Origin of the sequence: Amycolatopsis lexingtonensis, from assembly GCF_014873755.1 — a bacterium.
GTDB lineage: Bacteria > Actinomycetota > Actinomycetes > Mycobacteriales > Pseudonocardiaceae > Amycolatopsis > Amycolatopsis lexingtonensis.
In genome coordinates this window covers 1,911,884-1,933,591 of sequence record NZ_JADBEG010000001.1, presented here as the reverse complement: position 1 = coordinate 1,933,591, position 21,708 = coordinate 1,911,884, and the positions used below count along the sequence as shown (strand labels likewise).

Sequence of the window (21,708 nt, the reverse complement as noted above, 5' to 3'; positions counted from 1 at the left end):
ATTAGTCATTACCTTTACGGGCGCTGACAAGAATCCGCCCGTGAATGCGCGACCCCCTCCGCGCTCCACCGGGGGTCCACTGTGGATTCGACGCCCACCCGGATCCCCCGTGCTCACACGATCAGGCACCCACCCTCCGGGACCGTCGGCCGCGGCACGACCACCGGTATTCGAGCGAACACCATCAGTGCGCCACCCGACGTCCGACGAGCGGCAGTGATCGCAATCTTCCCTCTCCGCGTTACAAATTTTCCCTGAGAAAAGCTGAAGACATTTCGCATACCCGTCGGTAACAGTGGACATATCGTCTACGCTTGGACTGATCGTCCAGCAAGGAGGCACTGTGGACTACTGGTACACCGACGACCGCTCGGGCAAGCGGTACCCGGGTGACCCGCTGCGGTGGCGCGGCGACGACGGCGCCCCGCTCACCGTGGCCCCGCTGCCCGGGCTCGGCCCCGGCGACGTCGACACCGGGGTCCGGTCGCTCTGGCGCTACCGGGCCGCGCTGCCCGGCGACCTCCAGCCGGTCTCGCTGGGCGAAGGCTGTACCCCGCTGGTGCCGCGGCGCTGGGGCGACGCCGACGTCCGGTTCAAGCTCGAGTGGTTCAGCCCGACCGGCAGCTTCAAGGACCGCGGCACCAGCGTCATGGTCTCCGCGCTGGCCGGCGCCGGGGTGAAGGAACTCCTGGAAGACAGCTCCGGCAACGGCGGCTCGTCGGTCGCGGCCTACAGCGCCGCGGCCGGGATCGCGGCGACCGTCCTGGCCCCCGAGGGGACCTCGCCCGCCAAGGTCCTGCAGACCCGCGCGTACGGCGCGACCGTCGAGCTGGTGCCCGGCAGCCGGGACGACACCGCCGCCGAGGCCGTCCGGCGCTCGGTCACGACGACCTACGCCAGCCACAACTGGCACCCGTTCTTCCTGCAGGGCACCAAGACCCTCGCCTACGAGCTGTGGGAAGACCTCGGCTTCCGCGCGCCCGACGCCGTCGTCACGGTGGCCGGCGCGGGCAGCATCGTGCTGGGCTGCGACCTCGGGTTCGGCGAGCTGCTGGCCGCCGGCTCGATCACGCGGCGGCCGCGGCTGCTCGTCGCGCAACCGCGGAACTGCTCCCCCATCGACGCCGCCGTCCACGACCGGCAGCCGCCGCCGTTCGCCCCGACCGTCGCCGAAGGCACCGCCATCCGGCAGCCGGTGCGGCTGCCGGAGGTCGTCGCGGCGATCCGCCGCTCCGGCGGCGACACGGCCGCGATCGAGGAGGACGCCATCGCCGCCGCGGCCCGCCGCCTGGCGGCGATGGGTCTCTACGCCGAGCCGACCAGCGCGACCGCCGCCGCGGCCATCGACGTCTTCCGCGCCCGCGGCGCGATCCGGCCGGGCGAAACCACCGTCGTCGTCCTCACCGGCTCCGGCTTGAAGGCGGCCGACAAGCTGCGGGAGCTGCTCGGATGACCGAGGACGAGCTGCTGCTGCGCGAGGCGGAGAAGATCGCCCACGCCGTCGGCCGGATGTTCCCCGGCCTGTGCGAAGTGGTGCTGCACGACCTGCGCGACCCGGCCCACGCCGTCCGCGCGATCGAAGGCGCCCTGTCCGGTCGCGCCGTCGGCGACCCCGCCACCGAGCTGGGCCTGGCGCGGATCGCCGACCCGGGCTTCCCGGACGTGCTGCAGAACTACCCGAACCGGTTCCCGGACGGCCGCCCGGCGAAGAGCACGTCGATCGGCATCCGCAACTCCGCCGGCGAGTACGTGGCCGCGCTGTGCCTGAACCTCGACGTCTCCCAGCTCGCCGCGGCGGCCCACGCCCTGACACGCCTGGCCGCCACCGCCGAACCCGCCCCGCTGGCCGAAACCCTGCGCGCCCGCACCGCCGACGAACTCCGCACCCTGGTCGAGGCCTACGCGGCCGACCGCGGCCACACCCCGCGCACCCTCCCGGCGGCGGCGAAGAAGGACCTCGTCCGGTCGGTGAAGGAGCGCGGGTTCCTGGAGCTGAAGAACGCGGTGCCGGCGCTGACGGAACTGCTGGGGATCTCACGCGCCACCGTCTACAACTACCTGCGCTGACTCAGAAGACCGACCACCCGGTCAGCGTCGTGAACCGGTCGAGCGCGGCCACCCCCGCCACGGAGTTGCCGCGTGCGTCCAAACCCGGGCTCCACACGCACACCGCGCACCGGCCCGGGACGATCGCGACGATGCCGCCGCCCACGCCGCTCTTGCCCGGGAGGCCGACGCGGTAGGCGAACTCGCCCGCCGCGTCGTAGGTGCCGCACGTCAGCATCACCGCGTTGATGCGCTTGGCCGCGCTCAGGCCGAGCAGGCGGGACCCGTCGTTGCGGACGCCGTGGCGGGCCAGGAACAACGCCGAGCGGGCGACGTCCGCGCAGCTCATCGCGATCGAGCACTGGCGGACGTACTGGTCGAGCACCGACGGCACCGGGTGGCGCATGTTGCCGTAGGAGGCCATGAAGTACGCGAGGGCGCGGTTGCGGTCGGCGTGGCCCGCCTCCGACGCCGCCACCTCGGGGTCGACGTCGATTTCGGGGCGGCCGCTCTCCTCCCGCAGGAACGCGAGCAACGCCTCCGCCGCGTCGCCGTGGCGCGCGAGTTCGTCGGTCACCACCAGCGCGCCCGCGTTGATGAACGGGTTGCGCGGGATGCCATCCTCGTGTTCCAGCTGCACCAGCGAATTGAACGGGTCGCCCGACGGTTCGCGGCCGACCCGCGCCCACACGCCGTCGCCGCGGGAAAGCGTCAAGGCGAGGGTGAACACTTTGGACATGCTCTGCACGGAGAACGGGTGCCGCCAGTCGCCGACGCCGTGCAGCGCACCGTCCACTTCGGCCACCGCCATGCCGAACCGCCGCGGCTCGACCCTGGCCAGTGCGGGAATGTAGTCCGCGACAGCGCCGCGGCCGACGTCGGACGCGACGTCGTCGGCGATCCGGTCCAGCAGCGCCGCGAGGTCCACCGCCGTAGCGTAGAAGGCGCCCGGATCCGGGCGCGCGGCACCCCTGTCAAATCGAAACCGGGTAATAGCGGGAAAAACGTGCGGTGATCTCCGGCACACCTTAAGTCTTCCTTAGTCCGCTTGGTGACTTGCCGCACAAGCTCTAGCGTCCGTGGACCATGGATTCCTCGCTCCTCACCGAAAAAGGTGAAAGCTACTCGAAAGCGCTGGGCAACCGCCAAGTGCAGATGATCGCCATCGGCGGCGCGATCGGCGTCGGGCTCTTCCTCGGTGCCGGCGGCAAGCTGCACCAGGTCGGCCCGTCGCTGATCTTCTCCTACGCGATCTGCGGGGTGGCCGCCTACTTCGTGATGCGCGCGCTCGGCGAACTCGTCCTGCACGAGCCCAGCTCCGGCAGCTTCGTCACCTACGCACGGAAGTTCATCGGCCCGTGGGCCGGGTTCGTCTCCGGCTGGATGTACTGGGTGAACTGGGCGATGACCGGCATCGCGGAGATCACCGCCGTGGCCATCTACGTGCACAAGTGGCTGCCGGACGTGCCGCAGTGGATCACCGCGCTGGTCGCGCTCGGCGTGCTGATCGCGGTGAACCTGCTTTCGGTGAAGCTGTTCGGGGAGCTCGAGTTCTGGTTCTCGGTGGTCAAGGTGCTGGCCATCGTCGTCTTCCTGATCACCGCGATCGGCCTCGTGCTCACCAGCGCGGACATCGGCGGCACCACCGCCGGGCCGCACAACCTGACCGGCCACAGTGGACTCTTCCCGGCCGGCATCGGGATCGCGCTGATGACGCTGCAGGCGGTCATCTTCGCCTACTCGGCCATCGAGGTCGTCGGCATCGCGGCCGGCGAGACCAAGAACGCCCGCAAGGTGCTGCCGAAGGCGATCAACGGCGTGGTGTGGCGGATCGGCGTGTTCTACGTCGGCTCCGTGCTGATGCTGGCGATGCTGCTGCCCTGGCCGTTCTACAACGGCGACGAGAGCCCGTTCGTCACGGTGTTCTCGCGCCTGGGCATCCCGGGCATCGGCGACGTGATGAACGCGGTCGTGCTCACCGCGGCGCTGTCCAGCGTCAACTCCGGGCTCTACTCGACCGGCCGGATCCTGCGCTCGCTGGCCGAGAAGGGCGAGGCGCCGTCGTTCGTCAGCCGGATGAGCGGCCGCCACGTGCCCTACGGCGGCATCCTGTTCACCTCGGTCGCCTACCTGCTCGGCGTGGTGCTGAACTACCTGGTGCCCAAAGACGCGTTCGACATCGCCATCGCGATCGCCTCGCTCGGCGTGATCACCACGTGGGCGACGCTGGTCTTCTGCCAGCTGCGCCTGCGCCAGGCCGCCCTGCGCGGCGAGGTCGAACGGCCGTCGTACCGGATGCCGTGGGCGCCGTACTCGGGCTGGGCGACGCTGGCGTTCCTGGTGCTGGTCGTCGTGCTGATGGGCTTCTCCGACGGCGCCGAGAAGATCGCGTTCTACTCGATCCCGGTGCTGGCCGTGGTGCTCGCGGTGGGCTGGCGCTTCGTCTCGAAGCGGCGGGAACGCACCCCGCTCGGGTAGCGGCCCGGCCGCGGGCGGGCATACTCGACGGGTGTCCACGAGCAGCACCGAACCCCGGCGGGTGACGATCCACGACGTCGCCCGCTCGGCCGGGGTGTCCCGGCAGACGGTGTCGCGGGCGCTGAACGACAAGGCCGAGATCGACGGCTCGACCAAGCAGCGCGTGCTCGACGCCGCCCGCGAGCTCGGGTACCGCCCCAGCCGCTTCGCCCGCGGCCTGGTCCGGCAGGACACCACCACGATCGGGCTGGTGGTGCCGGACCTGCTCAACCCCTTCTTCACCGAGGTCGCCTCCGGCGCGCTGGAGGCGGCCCGGGCCCGCGGCTGGCACGTCGTCGTCTACGACACCGCCGGCGACGCGGAGCAGGAACTGGCCACGCTGCGGGTGATCGGCACCCAGGTGGACGCGGTGGTCGGCTACTTCAGCCGGTCCGACGAGGACCTCGACCGGTTCACCCCCGGCATCCCGGTGGTGCTGCTCGGCCGGGAGCCGCGCGCCCCGCGATTCAGCGGCATCGCGATCGACGGCGAGGACGGCGTCCGGGAGGCCGTGGCGCACCTGGTCGGCCGCGGGCACCGGCGGATCGGCATGCTCGACCACGACGGCCGGCCCGAGCCGAGCATCCGCCAGCACTGGTTCCGGCGGGCCGTCGCCGAGCACGGCATCGCGCTGGCACCCGGGTGGATCGCGCGCGCTCCGCAGAGCGTCGACGGCGGGGGTGCCGCGCTCGCCACCCTGCTCGCCGCGCACCCCGACGTCACCGCCGTGTTCGCCTTCAACGACGTCATCGCCATCGGCGCCCTGCGCGAGGCCCGCCGGTTCGGCCTGCGCGTGCCCGCCGATCTCGCGGTGATCGGCTTCGACGGGCTCGCGCTTGGCACCCTCGTCGAGCCGGAGCTCTCCAGCGTCGCCATCGACACCCGCGCGCTCGGCGCTCTCGCCGTCGAGCAGGCGGCCCGGCTCGTGACCGGTGCCGCGCCCCTCGAGCCCGGCGAGCTGATCATCCGCGGCGCCCTCCACCTGCGCGAATCCGCCTGATCCCTTGACACGCCGACGCGGCGCCACGCAGACTTCCGGGCGTCCCGTGAACGTTCACGGGAGCGTTCACGGCGCTGACGGAGAGGACTCCATGTCGTACGTCGAAGACCCGGGCCCGGGCCACGGTTCGGTACCGCCGCGCGCGGCCTTCACCTCCGACGCGCCGTCGCTGTCGCTGAACGGCACCTGGCGGTTCCGGCTCTCCCCCAGCGTCGCGGCGGCCCCGGATCCGCTCGACGCCGACGACTCCGGGTGGGCCGAGCTGCCGGTGCCGTCGCTGTGGCAGCTGCACGGCCACGGCGCGCCCGCGTACACCAACGTCCACTACCCGTTCCCGGTCGACCCGCCGCACGTCCCGTCGGACAACCCGACCGGCGACCACCGGCTGCGCTTCGACCTGCCCGCGGACTGGCCATCCGGGTCCGCGCTGCTGCGCTTCGACGGGATCGACTCGTGCGGCCGGATCTGGCTCAACGGCACCGAGCTCGGCGTCACGAAGGGCAGCCGGCTGCCGTCGGAGTTCGAGGTCGGCCCGCTGCTGCTGCCCCGGGACAACGTCCTGGTGGTGCGCGTGCACCAGTGGTCGGCGGGCAGCTACCTCGAGGACCAGGACATGTGGTGGCTGTCCGGGATCTTCCGGTCGGTCACGCTGCTGTCGCGGCCGCTCGGCGGCATCGGCGACTACTGGGTCCGCGCGGACTACGACCACGTCTCAGGGCTGGGCACGCTCCGCGTCGACACCGGCCCGGACGTCGTGCTGGACGTCCCTTCGCTCGGTGTCGTGGGACACCCGGCAGGCGAACCGCTGGAGCTGCCGGTCGAACCGTGGAGCGCCGAGACACCCCGCCTGTACGAGGGCACGCTGTCCACCGCGGCCGAACGGGTGCCGGTGCGGATCGGCTTCCGGACGGTGTCCATCGAGGACGGTCAGCTCAAGGTCAACGGACGGCGCCTGCTGCTGCGCGGGGTGAACCGCCACGAGCACGACCCCCGCACCGGGCGGGTGGTGTCCCGGGAGACGGCGCTGGCCGACGTCCTGCTGATGAAGCGGCACCACGTCAACGCCGTCCGGACCAGCCACTACCCGCCGGACCCGGCGTTCCTCGAGCTGTGCGACGAGTACGGCCTGTGGGTGATCGACGAGTGCGACCTGGAGACCCACGGCTTCGGGCCGCTGGGCTGGGAGCGCAACCCGAGCGCCGAGCCGATGTGGACGGACGCCTACCTGGACCGGATGCGGCGCACGGTGGAGCGGGACAAGAACCGGCCCAGCGTGATCCTGTGGTCGCTCGGCAACGAAAGCCACACCGGGGACAACCTGGCGCGGATGGCGGACTGGGTGCGCCACCGCGACCCGACGCGACCGGTGCACTACGAGGGCGACCACGACTGCTCCTATGTGGACGTCCACAGCCGGATGTACGCGACCCCGGACGAAGTCGACCGGATCGGGCGCCGCGAGGACGACAACGAGCGGCGCCGGGACCTGCCGTTCATCCTCTGCGAGTACGCGCACGCGATGGGCAACGGCCCGGGCGGGCTGCTGGAGTACCGGGAGCTGTTCGAGCGGTACCCGAACTGCCAGGGCGGGTTCGTCTGGGAATGGATCGACCACGGCCTCGCCGCCCCGGGCCACTTCGCCTACGGCGGGGACTTCGGCGAGACCCTCCACGACGGCAACTTCGTCATCGACGGCCTGCTCTTCCCGGACCGGACGCCGTCGCCGGGAATGACGGAGTTCGCGAAGATCATCGAGCCGGTGCGGATCGACGCCGATCCGGCCGGTATCCGGGTGTCGAACCACTACGACTTCATCTCGACCGAGCACTTGAAGTTCTCGTGGGTGCTCGAAGACGAAGGAATCGCCGCCGCACAAGGCGTCCTCGATGTTCCAACTGTCCACTCCGGACAGAGCGTTTCCGTTCCGCTGCCTTCGTTGCCGACCGCCGCCGGTGAATCCTGGCTGACCATCACTGCGTCGCTGGCTTCGGCGACGGCGTGGGCGCCCGCCGGGCACGTCGTCGGCTGGGGTCAGCTGCCGGTGTCGCCGGCCCCCGCGCGTCCCGTACCGCCCGTGCTCGGGCCGGTGTTCCGCACGGCCGGGCAGCTCGTCCTCGGCACCGGCGAGTTCGACGCCGTGACGGGCGCGCTGACGGCACTCGGCGGGCACCCGGTCAGCGGCCCGCGGCTCGACGTCTGGCGCGCGACCACCGACAACGACCGCGGTTCCTCGCCCGGGCCGTCGGAGGCTTCGATGTGGCTCGAGGCCGGGCTGCACCGGATGCAGCACCGGATCATCGCGGTCGACGCCGACGGGGACGAACTCGTGGTGCGCACCCGGGTCGCCCCGCCGGCGCGGTCGTTCGGCCTGTTCGCGGACTACACCTGGACGGCCTTCGACGGCGGCCTCCGGCTGCGCGTCGACGTCACCCCGGACGGTCCCGTGCCGGACACGCTCCCCCGGCTCGGCCTGGCGATGGCGATCCCGGGTACGTTCGGCTCGGCCGAGTGGTTCGGCGGCGGCCCCGGCGAGGCGTACCCGGACAGCCGCCAGGCGGTGCGGATCGGCCGGTTCTCCAGCAGCGTCGACGGCCTGCAGACGCCATACGTCTTCCCCCAGGAGAACGGCAACCGCACGGCGGTGCGCTGGGCGGCTTGGACGGACCCGGACGGCACCGGCATCCGCGTCGACGGCGAGCCGGTGTTCGACTTCACGGCCCGCCGCTGGACGGCGGCGGCCCTGGAGACGGCGCGGCACACGGACGAGCTGGAGTCCGGTTCGCTGGTGCACTTGACGCTGGACGTGGCCCAGCACGGCCTCGGGACCGCGGCGTGCGGGCCCGGGGTGCTGCCGCCGTACCGGCTGGTGCCGCAGAAGACGTCGTTCACGCTGACCCTGCGGCCCGTGGCGGGTGGTGTCGCAAATTGAGACCCCGGGACGCTCCCGGATGCGGTGTCGTTGGAGGATGCCCGCTTCCACGACGACCCCTTCGAGCGCCCGGCAGCTGGCCACCCCCGGCGCACTGGGCCTGGCCGACCTCGTCGCGATCTTCGACGACCTCCAGTTCACCCTCAAGTGCTGCGAACGGCTCGTCGCGGAACTGGCCCACCCTCGCGTGGATCCGGTGCTCGTCGAGGCGCTGTGGGTGTCGGCGCTCAACTCCTACGCGCGCTGCTTCCGCACCGGCGACCGCGGCATGAGCCTGACCGTGGCCGACGTCGAGGCCACCGGAGTGCCAGGCGAGGTCGCCGAGTGGCACGCGCTGCTCGAGCGGCTCCGGGACTTCTCACTCGACGGGCCCGTCAATCCGCGCGAGACCTACTCGGTGGGCGTCTCACAATCCTCGGCCGGGGCGGCCTCGGGAATCGTCATCACGTCGGCGGCGCGGCCGCTGGTGGACGACGTCACGGTCCGCCAGACCGGGCGGCTGGCCTTCGAGCTGAGCCGGTTTGTGGACGAGCGGATCAAGGAGCACCAGCAGAAGGTCTTCGAGGCGGCGGCCAAGCTGACTCCCGCCCAGCTGGCGGCGTTGCCCGCCATCGAGGTCGCGTCTCAATAAGTCTCATTAATGCGTCTCATTATTCGACGCCGGGCAGGTGCCGGTAGATCGTGGCGCGGGAGACGCCCAGCGCCGTCGCGATGTCGGACGGCGCGTGGCCCGCGTCGTAGAGTCGCCGGGCCGCTTCGATCGTCTCCGGGCTCATCACCGGCGGTCGGCCGCGGCGGGCGCGGGGCCGGTCTTCGGGCTCGGCCACCGCGTACAGCCGGTCGACGCCGTCGAGGACCGCGGCGCGCAGCTCGTCCACCGGGGCGTCGGCGAACAGCACCACCGGGTCGCTGAGCATCGCGATCGCCTGTGCCGCGCGGACGCGGCCGGCCAGGTCCGCGTCCGGGCCCGCCACCAGGAGGTTCGCCGTGAGCATGCCGTCGCGGAAGCGCTCGAACACCGCCGTCGACGCGGTCAGCCCGAGGTCCCGCAGGTTCATCCGCAGCAGGTAGCGGTGCCCGAGCCAGACGCCGAGGAGGCCTTCGATCGCCGCCGCGCGCGGGTCGGGGGCGTCCGCCGCCTTCGCCATCGCCGCTTCGAGGTCGTCCAGGAGCGGCTCGGCGAGCGCCGTCACGATGTCGGCCTTGCCCGGGAAGTGGTACAGCACCGCGGTTTTCGTGACGCCGACGCGTTCGGCCAGCTCCCGCACCGACGTCACGTGGAAGCCGCGCTCGGAGAACTCCTCGAGCGCGGCGCGCAGGATCCGGGCGCGGGTGTCGTCGGTCATCGCCCGAGCCTAGCCCCTTGCCTGACCGTTGGACAGGAGCGTACGGTCGAGACTGACCGATGGTCAGGACTCAGATGGGGGTACCACCATGACCGAGCAGACCGTACTGATCTCCGGCGCGGGCGTCGCCGGGCCGACGCTGGCGTACTGGCTGGCCCGTGCCGGCTTCCGGCCGACCGTGGTCGAGCGCGCCGCCGGGCTGCGTTCGAGCGGCAGCCCGGTCGACGTGCGCGGGCCGGCGTCGCGCGTCGCCGAGCGGATGGGCATCACCGCGAAGCTGCGCGAGGCGAGCACCGACGCGACGGAGCTGAAGTTCGTCGACGACGCGGGACGGCGCACCGGCCGCGTCGCGCTGGGCGGCGACGGCGGCATCGAGCTGCCCCGCACCGACCTCGCGGCGATCCTGCACGAAGCCGCCCGCGCGGACGCCGAGTTCGTCTTCCACGACTCGATCACCGGGCTGCACCAGGACGGCGGCGGCGTCGAAGTCACGTTCGAGCGCGGTGCCGCGCGGCGCTTCGACCTGGTGATCGGCGCGGACGGCCTGCACTCGAACGTGCGGCGGCTGGTGTTCGGGCCGGAGCAAGCGTTCGTGGAGCACATGGGCGTCTACATCGCGACGCTCCCGCTAGCCGGAGCGCCGGCCGACGCCACGTCGATCGTCATGTACAACTCGCCGGGCCGGGCGCTGGCGGTCCACCCGTCACGCGGCCGCGGCATCGCGGCGTTCATGTTCCGCGGGGGCGCCGTGCCGGGGTTCGACCACCGCGACTCCGCGCTGCACAAGCGCATGCTCGCCGACGCGTACGAGGGTGCCGGCTGGCGTGTGCCGGAGCTGCTCGAGCGCGTGCGCGAGGCGGACGACCTGTACCTGGACTCGGTGAGCCGGGTGCGCCTGGACGGCTGGTCGTCGGGCCGGATCGTGCTCGCCGGCGACGCGGCGTCGTGCGTGTCGTTGTTCGGCGACGGTTCGACGCTGGCGATGGCGGGCGCGTACACCCTGGCCGAGGAGCTGGGCCGGACCCCGGCCGACGCGGCGTCGGCGTTCCGGCGGTACGAAAGCACGCACCGGAAGCTGGTCGAACCCAAGCAGCGCAATGTCTCCACGGCCGCGGCCCTGCTGGTCCCGGCGACGCGCGGCGGCCTCGCGGTCCGCAACTTCGGCACCCGACTGCTGCCCCTGGTCACGGCCGCGCGACGGCTGGTGCCGGCCCGCGCCGCTTGACACCCTGATTGCTTAACCGCTATCTATTGCGCCATGCAGGACGTCGTGCTGGCGCTGCTGGCCAAGGAACCGTCGCACGGTTACGACCTGCGGCGGCGCCTGGTCACGGCACTCGGGCCGCTGGGTGAAACGCTGAACGTGGGGCAGATCTACGTCACGCTCGCCCGGCTCGAGAAGCTCGGCCTGGTCGTCCAGGAGCGCGAAGACACGCCGGTCCGCGGCCCGCGGCGCAAGGTGTACGCGCTGACCGCGGCCGGACAGGAGCGCGTGGTCGCGTGGATGGCCGAGAGTGCCGGGCCCAAGGCGGACGTGCCGGAGTTCCACCTGAAGCTGGTCGCCGCGGCCGAATCCGGCTTGGCCGATCCGCTCGCCTTGGTCGACGCGCACCGGCGGGAGCTGCTCCGGAACCTCGCCGACGTCCAGCGTGCCGTCCTCGACCGGGACACGAACGCGGAGGCCGGGCTGCTCCTGGAGGGCATCGCCCTGCGCCGGCAGGCGGACCTGCGCTGGCTGGAGGCGTGCGAGCGGACCTGGGCCGCTCGCGGGAAAGGCGGAGGAAACGCATGAGCAGGCTCGTCGGAGGCCGCGCGCGCCCCGGAACACTCCCACCGCGGCCGGGCGGCGCGGAACCCGTGCTGCGGGCGACCGGCCTCACGCGGTTCTTCGGGCGCGGCGAAGGCCTCGTGCGGGCCGTCGACGGCGTCGACCTCACCGTGCCCGCCGGGCAGACGCTCGCCGTGACCGGCCCCAGCGGCTGCGGGAAATCGACGCTGCTCCACCTGCTCGGCGGGCTCGACCGGCCCACCAGCGGTCAAATCTTCCTTGGCGGGCGGCGCGTCGACCACCTCGGCGAGCGGGCGCTGGCCGGGCTGCGGCGGCGCGCCATCGGCTTCGTGTTCCAGGACTTCCACCTGATGGACGAGTTGTCCGCGGCCGAGAACGTCGAGCTGCCGGCGCTGCTCGCCGGCGCCTCGCCGCGCACCGCGCGCGACCGGGCCGCCGGACTCCTCGACCGCGTCGGGCTCGCCGGCCGGGCGCGGCACCTGCCCGCAGAGCTGTCCGGCGGGCAGCGGCAACGGGTCGCCATCGCGCGGGCCCTGGTCAACGAGCCACTGGCCGTCCTCGCCGACGAGCCGACCGGGAACCTGGACAGCACCGCGACCCGCGACATCCTGCGCCTCTTCGGCGAACTGCGCGCCGCGGGTCAGACGCTGGTCGTGGTCACCCACGACGAGCGCGTCGCCGCCACCGCGGACCGCGTCGTCTCCCTGCGGGACGGCATGCTCGTCGACGACACCCGGCTCGGCGTCACCACTCCGCTCGGCTCGCTGCTGAGCTGGGAAGGCTGAGCCGTGGGACGCCTGCTGCTCCTGTGGCGCCTGGCCGCGCGCGACCTGCGCCGCCGCCCCGGCGAGGCCGCGCTGTTCCTGGTCGCCGTCACGGCCGCGACCGCCGCCCTCAGCTTGGGGCTGGCGACCGGGAACGCGGTGACCACCGGGTACCAGAACACCCGCGAGGCCACCGCCGGGCCCGATCTCACCGCCATCACCACGGCCGCGGACCCGGCCGACCTGGCGCGGCGTCTGGCGGCCGCGCCCGGGGTCGCGGCGCAGGGCGACCCGGTCTTCGCCTTCGACGCCACCGTCGGACTGCCCGGCGGCACCGCCCACACCTCGGTCGAGGGCCGGGACGGCATGCCGTCCATTGTGGACCGTCCACTCGTGACCGACGGGTCCTGGGTGCGTCCCGGCGGCGCGGTGCTCGAGCGCGGCTTCGCGGACGTCTTCGGCGTGCACGTCGGCGACCGCGTCACGATCGGGGCGCGCGCGTACCCGGTCGTCGGCATCGCGATCAGCGCGGCCACCCCGGTCTACCCGTGGAGCGACTGGGCCCAGGGTCCCGGGCCGAGCGACCGCGGCGGCCGGCTCTGGCTCACCACCGCCGACGCCCACGCGGCGGCCGGCGACGCGGACGTCGTCCACCTGATCCACCTGAAGCTGTCCGACCCCGACGCACCGGCCCACTGGCGCGACACCGTGTTCGCCAAGGACAACCGGGGCGGCGACTGGGTCAACACGCACACCTGGCAGACCGTCCTCCAGACGGACCGGAACCTGATCCGGGACACCCGCCCCACCCTGGTCGCCGGCGGCTGGCTGCTCGCCGCAGCCGCGATCGTCACCCTCGCCGCGCTCGCCGCCGTGCGCGCCGGCCGCGACAACCGGCGTGCCGGACTGCTCAAGGCCGTCGGGGCCGGGCCCCGGACGGTGGCCGCCGCCCTGCTGGCGCAGTACCTGGTGCCGACGGCCGCGGCGACCGCGCTCGGCCTGAGCGCCGGGACGCTCGCCGCGCCCGCGCTGGCCGACCCCAGCACCGGGCTGCTCGTCACGACCGGTCCGCCGGACGTCGGCACCGTCGTCGCCGTGGTGCTGCTCGCCGCGCTGGTGGTCGTGGTCGCGACCCTCGGGCCGGTCCTGCGGGCCACGCGCACGAGCACCGTCCGGACCCTGGCCGAGCCGGCCCACCCGGTCACGCGCCGCCGACGGCTGACCGCGGTGACGGCGTACCTGCCGACGCCGCTCCTGGTCGGCGTCCGGCTGCTCGCCCGCCGCCCCGGCCGCGCGGCGCTGACGGCGATCGGCACGGCCGCGATCAGCGTCACGGCGGCCGCGCTGCTCGCCTTCGCCGTGGACGACACCGGCACCCGGCTGACCGATCCCGCCATGGCGGCGGTGAACGCCCGGAGCGGTCAGGTGGCGCTCGGCGTCATCTTCGCGCTGGGGGCGCTTTCCGCGCTCAACACGGTGTTCGTCGGCTGGAGCGGCGCGGTCCAGGCCCGCCGCGCCCTCGCGGTGACCCGCGCCCTCGGCGCCACGCCCGGCCAGGTCGTCACGGCGTTGTGCACCACGCAGCTCGTGCCCGCCGTGCCGGCGGTGCTGGCCGGCATCCCGGGCGGGCTCGCGGTGTACGGGTTCGTGAATCCGCGATCCGCCACTCCCCCGGCGTCGTGGCAGCTGGCGGCGGCGCTGGGTGTATTGCTCGCCGTCGGTGTGCTGACCGCGCTTCCCGCCTGGGCCCACACCCGCCGCCCCGCCGGGCACGCGCTCGGCGCCTGAGCGTCACCCCCGCAGCATCGGCGGGTACAGCAGCTCCGCCGTCCCCTTCCGGTACAACTGCGCCGGCCGGCCGCCGTCGCGGGTCGTCGTGCGGCCGGTCGGGGTCAGCAGTCCCGCGGTTCCCGTCACCTTGCGGTGGAAGTTCCGTGGGTCCAGCCGCGTGTCCCACACCAGCTCGTACACCCGCCGCAGCTCGGCCACCGTGAACTCCTTCGCGCAGAACGCCGTGGCCAGCGGGGAATACTCCAGCTTCGCCCGCGCACGTTCGAGACCGTCCGCCAGGATGCGGTCGTGGTCGAACGCCAGCCGCTCGGCCGCCAGCGACCGCACCGGCACCCAGCGGGCATCGGCCGCGTCCGTCCCGGCCGAAGGCGTCGGCAGGTCCGGCGCCAACGCCAGGTAGGCGATGGTGACGACCCGCAGCCGCGGGTCCCGGCCCGGCGCGCCGTACCCGGCGAGCTGTTCGATGTGGACGGTCCCAGGAGCCAGCCCCGTTTCCTCCGCCAGCTCCCGCCGCGCCGCGTCCGGGAGGTCTTCGTCCGCCTGGACGAACCCGCCCGGCAGCGCCCACTCCCCCTGGTACGGCTCGATTCCGCGGCGCACCACCAGCGCGCACAGCTCGTCCCCGGTCAGGGTGAGCACGACGAGGTCCACGGTGACGGCGAACGGCGGGTGACCCATGCCACCACCCTACCTCTTAATCGTCATCTTGACGATTAGACCTCCGGCCCCATATCGTCACACCGACGATAAGAGGAGGACCTCATGGCCGACATCGACCGCCGCTTCGGGTTCCGGCACCTGCGTGGCGCCCCCACCGTGCACATCCGCCACTTCCGCCGCGGCAAGCTCGCGCACGACGGCGTCGGGCTGTCGTTCTGGTACCGGCCGCTCACCGCCGTCGTGTCGGAGGTGCCGGTCGACGACCGGGAGCTGCCGCTGCTGTTCCACGCGCGCACGGCCGACTTCCAGGACGTCACCGTCCAGCTCGCGCTCACCTTCCGGATCGAGGACCCGGAGCTGGCCGCGCAGCGGATCGACTTCTCGATCGACCCGGACACCGGCCGCTGGCGGGGCGATCCCCTCGCGCAGATCAGCGGGCTGCTCACCGAGAACGTCCAGCAGTACGCCGTCGAGGTCCTGACCCGCACGTCGCTGGAAGTCGCGCTGGTCGACGGCGTCCAGGCGGTCCGCGACCGGATCCGCGCCGGGCTCGCCGACGAGGACACCCGGCTCGCGCAGACCGGCTCGGCGGTCGTCGACGTCCGCGTCGTCGCCATCCGCGCCGAGCCGGAGGTCGAGAAGGCACTGCAGACGACCGCGCGGGAGAAGGTGCAGCAGGAGGCCGACCGGGCGACCTACGAGCGGCGCGCGCTGGCCGTCGAACGCGAACGCGCCATCGGGGAAAACGAGCTGCAGAACCAGATCGAGCTGGCTCGGCGCGAGGAACAGCTGCTCGCGCAGCGTGGCGCGAACGCCCGGCGGCAGGCCGAGGAGGCCGCCGCGGCGAGCCGGATCGAGACCGAGGCGCAGGCGTCGCGCAAGGAACGCCTGACCCAGGTCGAGGCCGAGGGCAAACGGGCACTCGGGGAAGCCGAGGCGGCCGGCGAGGCCGCGCGGCTGGCGGCGTACCGCGATCTGCCCGAAGGCGTGCTCACCGGGCTGGCGCTCAAGGAACTGGCCGGGAACCTGCCTCAGATCGACAGCCTCACGGTCACCCCGGACCTGCTCGCCCCGCTGCTGACCAAGCTCGGCGTGCGGTCGTGAGCCTCGCCCCGCGCGTCGTGCTGGTGCACCGGCGCACCGAACTGGACGAGCTGCTGGCGCGGCACGGCACGCGCGGCCAGGCGGAGTTCTTCCTGCGCACGCGCGGCCGCGACCTCGGCGAGGTGACCGGAGCGGACGCCGCCCTGCGCGCCGCGCTCAAGACGGCGTCGGCGGCGATCCCGCTCGATTGGCGCCGCGGCGAGGTCGAACGCGCGGACCTCGACCGGTTCCTGTTCACACCGGAGGACATCGTCGTCGTGGTCGGCCAGGACGGCCTGATCGCCAACGTGGCCAAGTACCTCGACGGGCAGCCGGTGATCGGCGTGACGCCGACGCGGCCCGGCGTCCTCGTCAAGCACCCGCCGGCCGCGGTCGCGGACCTGGTGCGGAGCACCGGGGACGTCGAGCACCGGACGATGGCCGAGCTCACCGCGGACGACGGCCAGCGGCTGCTGGCGCTCAACGAGATTTACCTCGGGCACGCCGGGCACCAGACGGCCCGCTACCGGCTGGGGGTCGGTGGCGGGCCGCGGGAACGCCAGGCGTCGTCGGGGATCCTCGTCGGGACGGGCACCGGGGCGACCGGCTGGTGCGGCTCGGTGTGGCGCGAACGCCGCAGCGGGCTGCGCCTGCCCGGCCCCGGCGAGGCCCGGCTGGTCTGGTTCGTGCGCGAAGCCTGGCCGTCGCCGTCGACCGGGACCGAGCACACCGAAGGCGAGCTGACCGGGACCCCGCTGACGGTGGAGGTCGAATCCGACCGACTGGTCGCGTTCGGCGACGGCCTCGAAGCCGACACGGTCGCCCTCACCCGAGGACAGACCGCCACGTTCGTCCCGGCCGCCAAGACCGTCCACTTGGTCCGGTGAACACCTGCGACACGATGCGGCAAAGTTGTCACATCCGCGGGCCCCTACCGGCAGAATGATCTCCTCCTCGAGAGAGCGTAGGTGGCCGGGATGACGTGGGTGGTGTGGGTGCTCGCCGCGGTGGTGATCGCCGTCGCCGGGTTCGGAGCGGTAGCCGTGCCCCGGTCGCGGGAGCGCGACGAGCGCCGGCGGGTCGCCTGGTCGGCCGCGCGCGCGGCGATCGACAGCGCCGCGGTCAGCCGCGACGCGGCGGCCGCGCCCCTGCCCGAAGCCGAGCAGCTGCTGACTCGGGCAGAGACCATCGCGGCCGCGCACGGCGGGGTGCGCGCGGCCAGGTCGGCCGAGGAACACGCGCGCCGCGCCGACGCGCTCTGGCAGGCCGCCCGTGCTTAGGCGCTGGCCGGAGGTCCTCCGGTGGACCCTGCTCGCGGTGGCCGTCGGGGTGCTGGTGACGTTCCTGCTCGTGCAGCAGCAGAGCACCTACGTCAGTTACGGCCAGGCGCCCGCACCCGCCAACCCGATCCCGGAGGGCTCCGCGGGCGAGCTCAGCGGTGCGACCATCCCCACGACCGGACAGCTGTCGGCGATGGTGAAGGCCTCGCCCGTGGTCCGGCTGCCGGGCGCGATCGCGAACTGGGACGACAAAGCCGTCCGAGCGGCGGCCGGGACCGCGGGAGTCCGGATCATCGCGGCGCCACCCGGGCTGCCGAAGGACCTCCGCGAACGGGTGCGCGACGCCGACGACGACGCGGTCCGCATCATCGGCACCGAGGTCAGCGGCGGGATCTACGGGGTCTCGTCCGACCGCGCGGCCGAGTGGATCCGCCAGTTCGGCACCGGCGACGTCACTTCGCCGCTGGCCACGCTGGTCGCGAAGCTGAACCACCAGCCGGAGCCGCCGGACGGACCTCCGCTCGCGCGCCGCGACCCGACGCCGGCCGAACTGGCCCCCGTCACCACCGAACTCCGCGGCACCGGCCACTACCTCGCACCCGGGACGACGGCGAAGACCCCGCCCGCGACGACACCGGCGTTCCCCGGCGCCCAGCCGCTGTACGTCGTGCTGCCGCAGCAGCCGTCGGGCGGGCCGATGGTCCACTTCGGACCGGCGCTGGCCCGCGAGTTCCCCGGCCGCCCCGTCGTCGTCGTGTACGGCTCGTGGGTCGAGTACGACGGACCGTCGGCCGCGGAGTTCGCCGACGTCGCCTCGGCCAGCTTCTACGGCCAGTTCGGCGATCGGCTCAGCATGTACGCCTACCCGCAGAGCACCGTCCTGAACGCGTGGCTCGACCGGGTCACGGCCATCCGGTACGCCGGGTTGTTCGACCGCCCGCTGCCCTACACCCCGTTCGACCCGCTGCGCGTCGCGCTGCCCGCGCTGCCGTGGCTGTTCGCCGCCTGCGCCGCCGGGTTCCTGATCCTGTCCGTACGCCGGGTGGGACGGCCCGCGCGGGTCGTCCGGGCACCCGCGCGGCTGGCGGGTCTCACCGCGCTCGCCGTGGAGGTCTCCGGTCTCACGGACGGCGAGTCGGCCGCGTCGCTCACCCGCGGGATCACCCGGCTGACGGCCGCGCGGGCAGCGTTCGACGAGCAGCTGCCGGACAAGCACGTCCAGCAGCTGCTCGACCAAGCGGAGTCCGAACTGGACACCACGGCGGAGCTGCTCGGCCGCGCCGACTACCGGCCGGCCGCGTTCCTGCGGGGGAGGCTCGCGTGAAACGGTTCTTCGGCAGCGCGTTCGGCGTCGCGGTGCTCGGCTGCCTGGTGCTGGCCGGCTGGGCGTTGTGGTCGGCAGGCCTCTTCTCCGGCCCTGTCGCCCGGCAGCTGCGGACGTCGTCGGTGTACGCCGCGCCCGGCGTCGCGATCGACCAGGCGGCCGCGGAGCACGTGATCGGCAACCGGCGGCTCGTGGTCGCCTTCCTCGAGCCGGGCGCGGAGCTGAGCGACGTGTGCGACAGCTTGTCCGGCGCGACCGACGGCACGATGGGTCTCCTGCTCAGCCGGGACGGCGACGACTACGACAAGTACGGCTGCTCCCGGCTGCCCGGGCACGACGACGAGAACTTCGGCAAGGCCTACGTCGCGGAGTCGATGATCGGCAACGGCATCGACGGGTTCGTCGACCGCCCGGCCGACGCGCTGAAGGTCGCGGTCGTCAACTACGACCTGCTGGTGCGGTCCGGCGCGATCCCCGACGGCGGCCGCACGGTCAGCCCGTCGCTGCCCCGGTACCTGATCGCGGCGGCCGCGGTCCTCGTGGTCGGCCTGGGTTCGCTCGTGCTGTACGTGGCCGGGCGCCGGACCGCGCGGGCGACGCTGGCCCGCCGCGAGCGCCGGGACGCCGAAGCGGACGCGCGGGCGGAGCTGGCGTCGGTCGCCGCGGTGCTGGCCCAGCAGATCATCGACCTGGACCGGCGGTTCGCGCGGGAGAAGGGCAAGACCAAGTTCACCCGCGGCTACCGGCGCCTGGTGTCGGACTACGCGAACCTCCTGCCCCGGCTCGACGGCGAGACGCCGGAACTGCGTGCCCGGGCCGACGAGCTGCTGGCCCGGGCACGCAAGCTGGCCGCTCAGGTGCCGTAACGGGATTTGACGATCGACGGCGTGTCGAGGTTGTGGCCCGCGTCCATGTTCTGGGCCAGCCGGAGGTACTGGCCTTCGGCCCACATCAGCGGGCCCGCGCTGCCGGTCGGGCGGCCGAGCCCGAAGCACCCGACGTCGCCGCGGTCCCAGACCTGTTCGGGCACGAAGTACCCGTCGTTGGCCGAGTCCGCCATGGACTTGAGGTACACCGCCGCCGAGCGGCCGTTGGCCAGTTCGTACTGGCCGCGCTCGCCCGACAGCACCGGCCACAGCCGTCCGAACCGCTGGCTGCCACCGGCCGGCCAGCCACTGCAGTTCGCGGTGCTCTCGCCGTAGTTGTCGTGCGGGTAGCGGTGGAAGTAGACGTCGCCGTTGGGCAGCGTCACCTGCATCGCCGAGTTCCCGTCGGACGCCGCCGCGGTCGGGGCCACCGAGTTCGCGATCGTGGCGTCCCCGGCGGGGCGGATGCCGAGCCGCACCAGGTCGAGGAAGCCGAAGTCGGTCACGTCGTGTTCGTAGAAGCAGCCTTCGTCGAAGCAGATCGTCGCACCGTCGTTGGGGTTCCCGGCGCGGTCGAGCCGTTCGTAGTAGGTGTGGCCGCCCCAGTAGCCGGACGTCGTCACCGTCCAGCCGGCCAGCGAATTGCGCCACGAGTCCGCTGTGGACTCCCATGTCGTCGCGCTCGCGGTGTCGCCGTTGGCCCGGGCGATCGCGCCCGCGGCGATCAGGCCGGCGATCTCGGCCGCGACCGACGACGGCGACTTGCCGTACTGCTCTTCCCACCGCTCGGTGGTGTCCGGGCCGGTCGCGACGATGTGGTTCGCCGTCGTCTTGACCTTGGCGTAGGTCGAGGCGTCGGTGAGGCCGGTCAGCCACGCGAGCAGGATGGCGTCGGCGTCCTGGTCGAGCTGTTCGCAGCAGCCGAGCTGCTGGGCGCTCGCGCCGGCGACCCCGGAAACCGGGCTGTAGCGCGGGAACGAGCCGGCCGGGTACGTCGTGCCGTCGCCGGCGGTCGGGCTGCCGATCCACTGGGAGTTCCAGAGGAACTGCGCCATCCGCTTGGCTTGGGCGCTGTCCCCGGCGGCGAGCAGGCCGGTCGCCTGCTGGTAGAGGTCGCGGCCCCAGACGCGGTGGTAGCCGTCGTTCAGCTGGTCGCCGTTGGTGAAGTTGCCCCACGGCGTCGCCAGGCCCGCGACACTCGCGCCCGGGTGCTGCTTGTCCTCGGCGGTCTTCAGCGCCATCGCGGCGACGTAGTACGCGCGCCGCCGTTGCGTGTCACCGGACACGCTCGCGGGAGCGGGTTTCAGCCCACCGACGTAGGAGTTCCAGCCGCTGCGGTAGGACGCCGAGACGCTGGAAAACCCGCTGCTCAGCGACCCGCTCGCGGCCGAGGTCGCGGCCGCCGCGGTGTTGCCGAAACCGAGTGCGACGGTGAACGTGGTGTCCGCGCCGACCGGGATCTGACCACATTGGACGACGTTGCCGGTGCCCGAGATGTTGTCGAACTGGTTGTTCAGGTTCTTGTCGGCGCGCAGGTCGGTCAGGCAGTCGCTGCCCGCGCCGGTGTAGCCGTTGTCGTGCGCGGTGAAGCCGGTCGAGACGCGCAGAGCCTGGACGACCGTCGTGGCGGCGCCGCCGAACAGCGTCTCGGTGCCACTGGCGACCAGGCCGCTGCCGTCCCACCAGGCGTTGTCGTTCGCGCCGCCGCCCGCCATCGACGGGTTGGCCAGCAGGTAGAGCCGGTAGCTGCCGCCGTCGAGGGACTGGAACCGGGTGTTCGTGACGAGGGTCGAGCGGGCCGGGTCGGTCACGTAGTCGGTGGTGATCCGGTACTTCCCGCTCTTGGCGGTGTTGGTGACGGTGTACTGCAGCGCCTTCTCGTCGGGCATCGTGACGACGTGGTTCGTGTTGTCGCGTTCCAGGTCGACGAAGGTCGAGCCGTCGGTGACGACGAACTGCATGTCCTGGGTGTTCGGCACGTCGGCACGGGGGTAGAAGACCTCGGACGTCACGCCGTCGGCGACGGTGAACCACACCGGGCTGCCGGCGGTCGTCGAAGTGCCCAGCGCGGACTTGTTGCCGGTCGCCCAGGACGCCCCACCGCCGCAGCAGTCGGTGGCGGTGCCGCTCGCCAGGGCTGTGCCCGGCATCAGCCCGGCGAGCAGGACACCTGCTCCCGCACAGGCCAGGACCGCTTTCCACCTGATCATTTCCGACCTCCGACGGCGTTGTCGTCAATATGTTGCGAGCCGCAACATATTGAGCCACCGACGGGTGACAAGCAATGTCCGATCAGACTGGATCGATCCAGCC

General features: G+C 72.8%; 19 protein-coding genes. 15 read left to right on the top strand and 4 right to left on the bottom strand.

Features of this window, described 5'->3' with window-relative positions:
• The first annotated feature begins 343 nt into the window (after positions 1 to 343).
• Together H4696_RS09070 and H4696_RS09065 are read left to right on the top strand one after the other, a co-directional pair.
• Positions 344 to 1,453, top strand: a complete 1,110-nt coding sequence (locus H4696_RS09070) for a threonine synthase (RefSeq protein ID WP_086863381.1) — start codon at positions 344 to 346, stop codon at positions 1,451 to 1,453.
• Positions 1,450 to 2,067 (top strand): helix-turn-helix transcriptional regulator, encoded by a 618-nt coding sequence (locus H4696_RS09065; protein ID WP_086863382.1) that lies wholly within the window; start codon positions 1,450 to 1,452, stop codon positions 2,065 to 2,067. The genes H4696_RS09070 and H4696_RS09065 overlap by 4 nt, the downstream gene beginning before the upstream one ends.
• Position 2,068: 1 nt before the next feature.
• Here H4696_RS09065 and H4696_RS09060 read toward each other — a convergent pair whose 3' ends face one another.
• The gene (locus H4696_RS09060) at positions 2,069 to 2,974 is read right to left on the bottom strand and encodes a glutaminase (RefSeq protein WP_086863383.1); all 906 of its coding nucleotides are present in this window, start codon (positions 2,972 to 2,974) and stop codon (positions 2,069 to 2,071) included.
• A gap of 158 nt (positions 2,975 to 3,132) precedes the next feature.
• Between H4696_RS09060 and H4696_RS09055 the strand changes: the two genes are divergently transcribed.
• The 4 genes from H4696_RS09055 to H4696_RS09040 all read left to right on the top strand — a co-directional run bounded on the left by H4696_RS09055 (position 3,133) and on the right by H4696_RS09040 (position 9,123).
• On the top strand, positions 3,133 to 4,524 hold the full coding sequence (locus tag H4696_RS09055) for an amino acid permease (protein ID WP_086863384.1): 1,392 nt from the start codon (positions 3,133 to 3,135) through the stop codon (positions 4,522 to 4,524).
• Between the two features lie 31 nt (positions 4,525 to 4,555).
• Positions 4,556 to 5,563 carry a LacI family DNA-binding transcriptional regulator gene (locus tag H4696_RS09050; protein ID WP_249027152.1) on the top strand — a complete coding sequence of 336 codons (1,008 nt, stop codon included), beginning with the start codon at positions 4,556 to 4,558 and terminating at the stop codon, positions 5,561 to 5,563.
• Between the two features lie 91 nt (positions 5,564 to 5,654).
• On the top strand, positions 5,655 to 8,492 hold the full coding sequence (locus H4696_RS09045) for a glycoside hydrolase family 2 TIM barrel-domain containing protein (protein ID WP_086863386.1): 2,838 nt from the start codon (positions 5,655 to 5,657) through the stop codon (positions 8,490 to 8,492).
• Positions 8,493 to 8,529: 37 nt separating this feature from the next.
• Entirely contained in the window at positions 8,530 to 9,123 is a 594-nt protein-coding gene (locus H4696_RS09040) for a hypothetical protein (RefSeq protein WP_086863387.1), read from the top strand.
• Between the two features lie 19 nt (positions 9,124 to 9,142).
• Here H4696_RS09040 and H4696_RS09035 read toward each other — a convergent pair whose 3' ends face one another.
• Positions 9,143 to 9,838: a TetR family transcriptional regulator gene (locus H4696_RS09035; protein WP_086863388.1), complete on the bottom strand. Its 696-nt coding sequence runs from the start codon at positions 9,836 to 9,838 to the stop codon at positions 9,143 to 9,145.
• A gap of 88 nt (positions 9,839 to 9,926) precedes the next feature.
• On the opposite strand from H4696_RS09035, the gene H4696_RS09030 reads away from it, so the two are divergent.
• From H4696_RS09030 to H4696_RS09015, 4 genes are read left to right on the top strand one after another with little or no spacing between them, the layout of a single operon-like run.
• A complete protein-coding gene (locus H4696_RS09030) occupies positions 9,927 to 11,063 on the top strand; it encodes an FAD-dependent monooxygenase (protein ID WP_086863389.1) in 1,137 nt (378 codons plus the stop codon).
• 33 nt (positions 11,064 to 11,096) lie between these two features.
• The gene (locus H4696_RS09025; RefSeq protein ID WP_086863390.1) at positions 11,097 to 11,630 is read left to right on the top strand and encodes a PadR family transcriptional regulator; all 534 of its coding nucleotides are present in this window, start codon (positions 11,097 to 11,099) and stop codon (positions 11,628 to 11,630) included.
• Complete coding sequence (locus tag H4696_RS09020) at positions 11,627 to 12,412, top strand: ABC transporter ATP-binding protein (RefSeq protein ID WP_192782186.1); 786 nt, start codon at positions 11,627 to 11,629, stop codon at positions 12,410 to 12,412. Before H4696_RS09025 ends, H4696_RS09020 begins: the two co-directional genes overlap by 4 nt.
• A 3-nt stretch (positions 12,413 to 12,415) precedes the next feature.
• On the top strand, positions 12,416 to 14,179 hold the full coding sequence (locus H4696_RS09015; protein WP_086863392.1) for an ABC transporter permease: 1,764 nt from the start codon (positions 12,416 to 12,418) through the stop codon (positions 14,177 to 14,179).
• A 3-nt stretch (positions 14,180 to 14,182) separates the two neighbouring features.
• Here the strand turns inward: H4696_RS09015 and H4696_RS09010 are convergent, their stop codons facing one another.
• Complete coding sequence (locus H4696_RS09010) at positions 14,183 to 14,860, bottom strand: NUDIX hydrolase (protein WP_086863393.1); 678 nt, start codon at positions 14,858 to 14,860, stop codon at positions 14,183 to 14,185.
• Between the two features lie 84 nt (positions 14,861 to 14,944).
• On the opposite strand from H4696_RS09010, the gene H4696_RS09005 reads away from it, so the two are divergent.
• The 5 genes from H4696_RS09005 (at position 14,945) to H4696_RS08985 (ending at position 19,395) form a co-directional block, all read left to right on the top strand.
• Complete coding sequence (locus tag H4696_RS09005) at positions 14,945 to 15,946, top strand: SPFH domain-containing protein (protein ID WP_086863394.1); 1,002 nt, start codon at positions 14,945 to 14,947, stop codon at positions 15,944 to 15,946.
• Positions 15,943 to 16,812 (top strand): NAD(+)/NADH kinase, encoded by an 870-nt coding sequence (locus H4696_RS09000; RefSeq protein WP_086863395.1) that lies wholly within the window; start codon positions 15,943 to 15,945, stop codon positions 16,810 to 16,812. Before H4696_RS09005 ends, H4696_RS09000 begins: the two co-directional genes overlap by 4 nt.
• 90 nt (positions 16,813 to 16,902) lie before the next feature.
• Positions 16,903 to 17,205, top strand: coding sequence for a DUF6403 family protein (locus H4696_RS08995; protein ID WP_086863396.1), 303 nt, complete (start codon positions 16,903 to 16,905; stop codon positions 17,203 to 17,205).
• Positions 17,198 to 18,529 (top strand): hypothetical protein, encoded by a 1,332-nt coding sequence (locus tag H4696_RS08990; protein WP_086863397.1) that lies wholly within the window; start codon positions 17,198 to 17,200, stop codon positions 18,527 to 18,529. Before H4696_RS08995 ends, H4696_RS08990 begins: the two co-directional genes overlap by 8 nt.
• Positions 18,526 to 19,395 (top strand): hypothetical protein, encoded by an 870-nt coding sequence (locus H4696_RS08985; RefSeq protein ID WP_192782185.1) that lies wholly within the window; start codon positions 18,526 to 18,528, stop codon positions 19,393 to 19,395. The genes H4696_RS08990 and H4696_RS08985 overlap by 4 nt, the downstream gene beginning before the upstream one ends.
• On the opposite strand, the gene H4696_RS08980 is transcribed toward H4696_RS08985, so the two are convergent.
• Complete coding sequence (locus tag H4696_RS08980; protein WP_086863398.1) at positions 19,383 to 21,605, bottom strand: glycoside hydrolase family 15 protein; 2,223 nt, start codon at positions 21,603 to 21,605, stop codon at positions 19,383 to 19,385. The two genes, H4696_RS08985 and H4696_RS08980, sit on opposite strands and share 13 nt — an antisense overlap.
• Between the last annotated feature and the right edge of the window lie 103 nt (positions 21,606 to 21,708).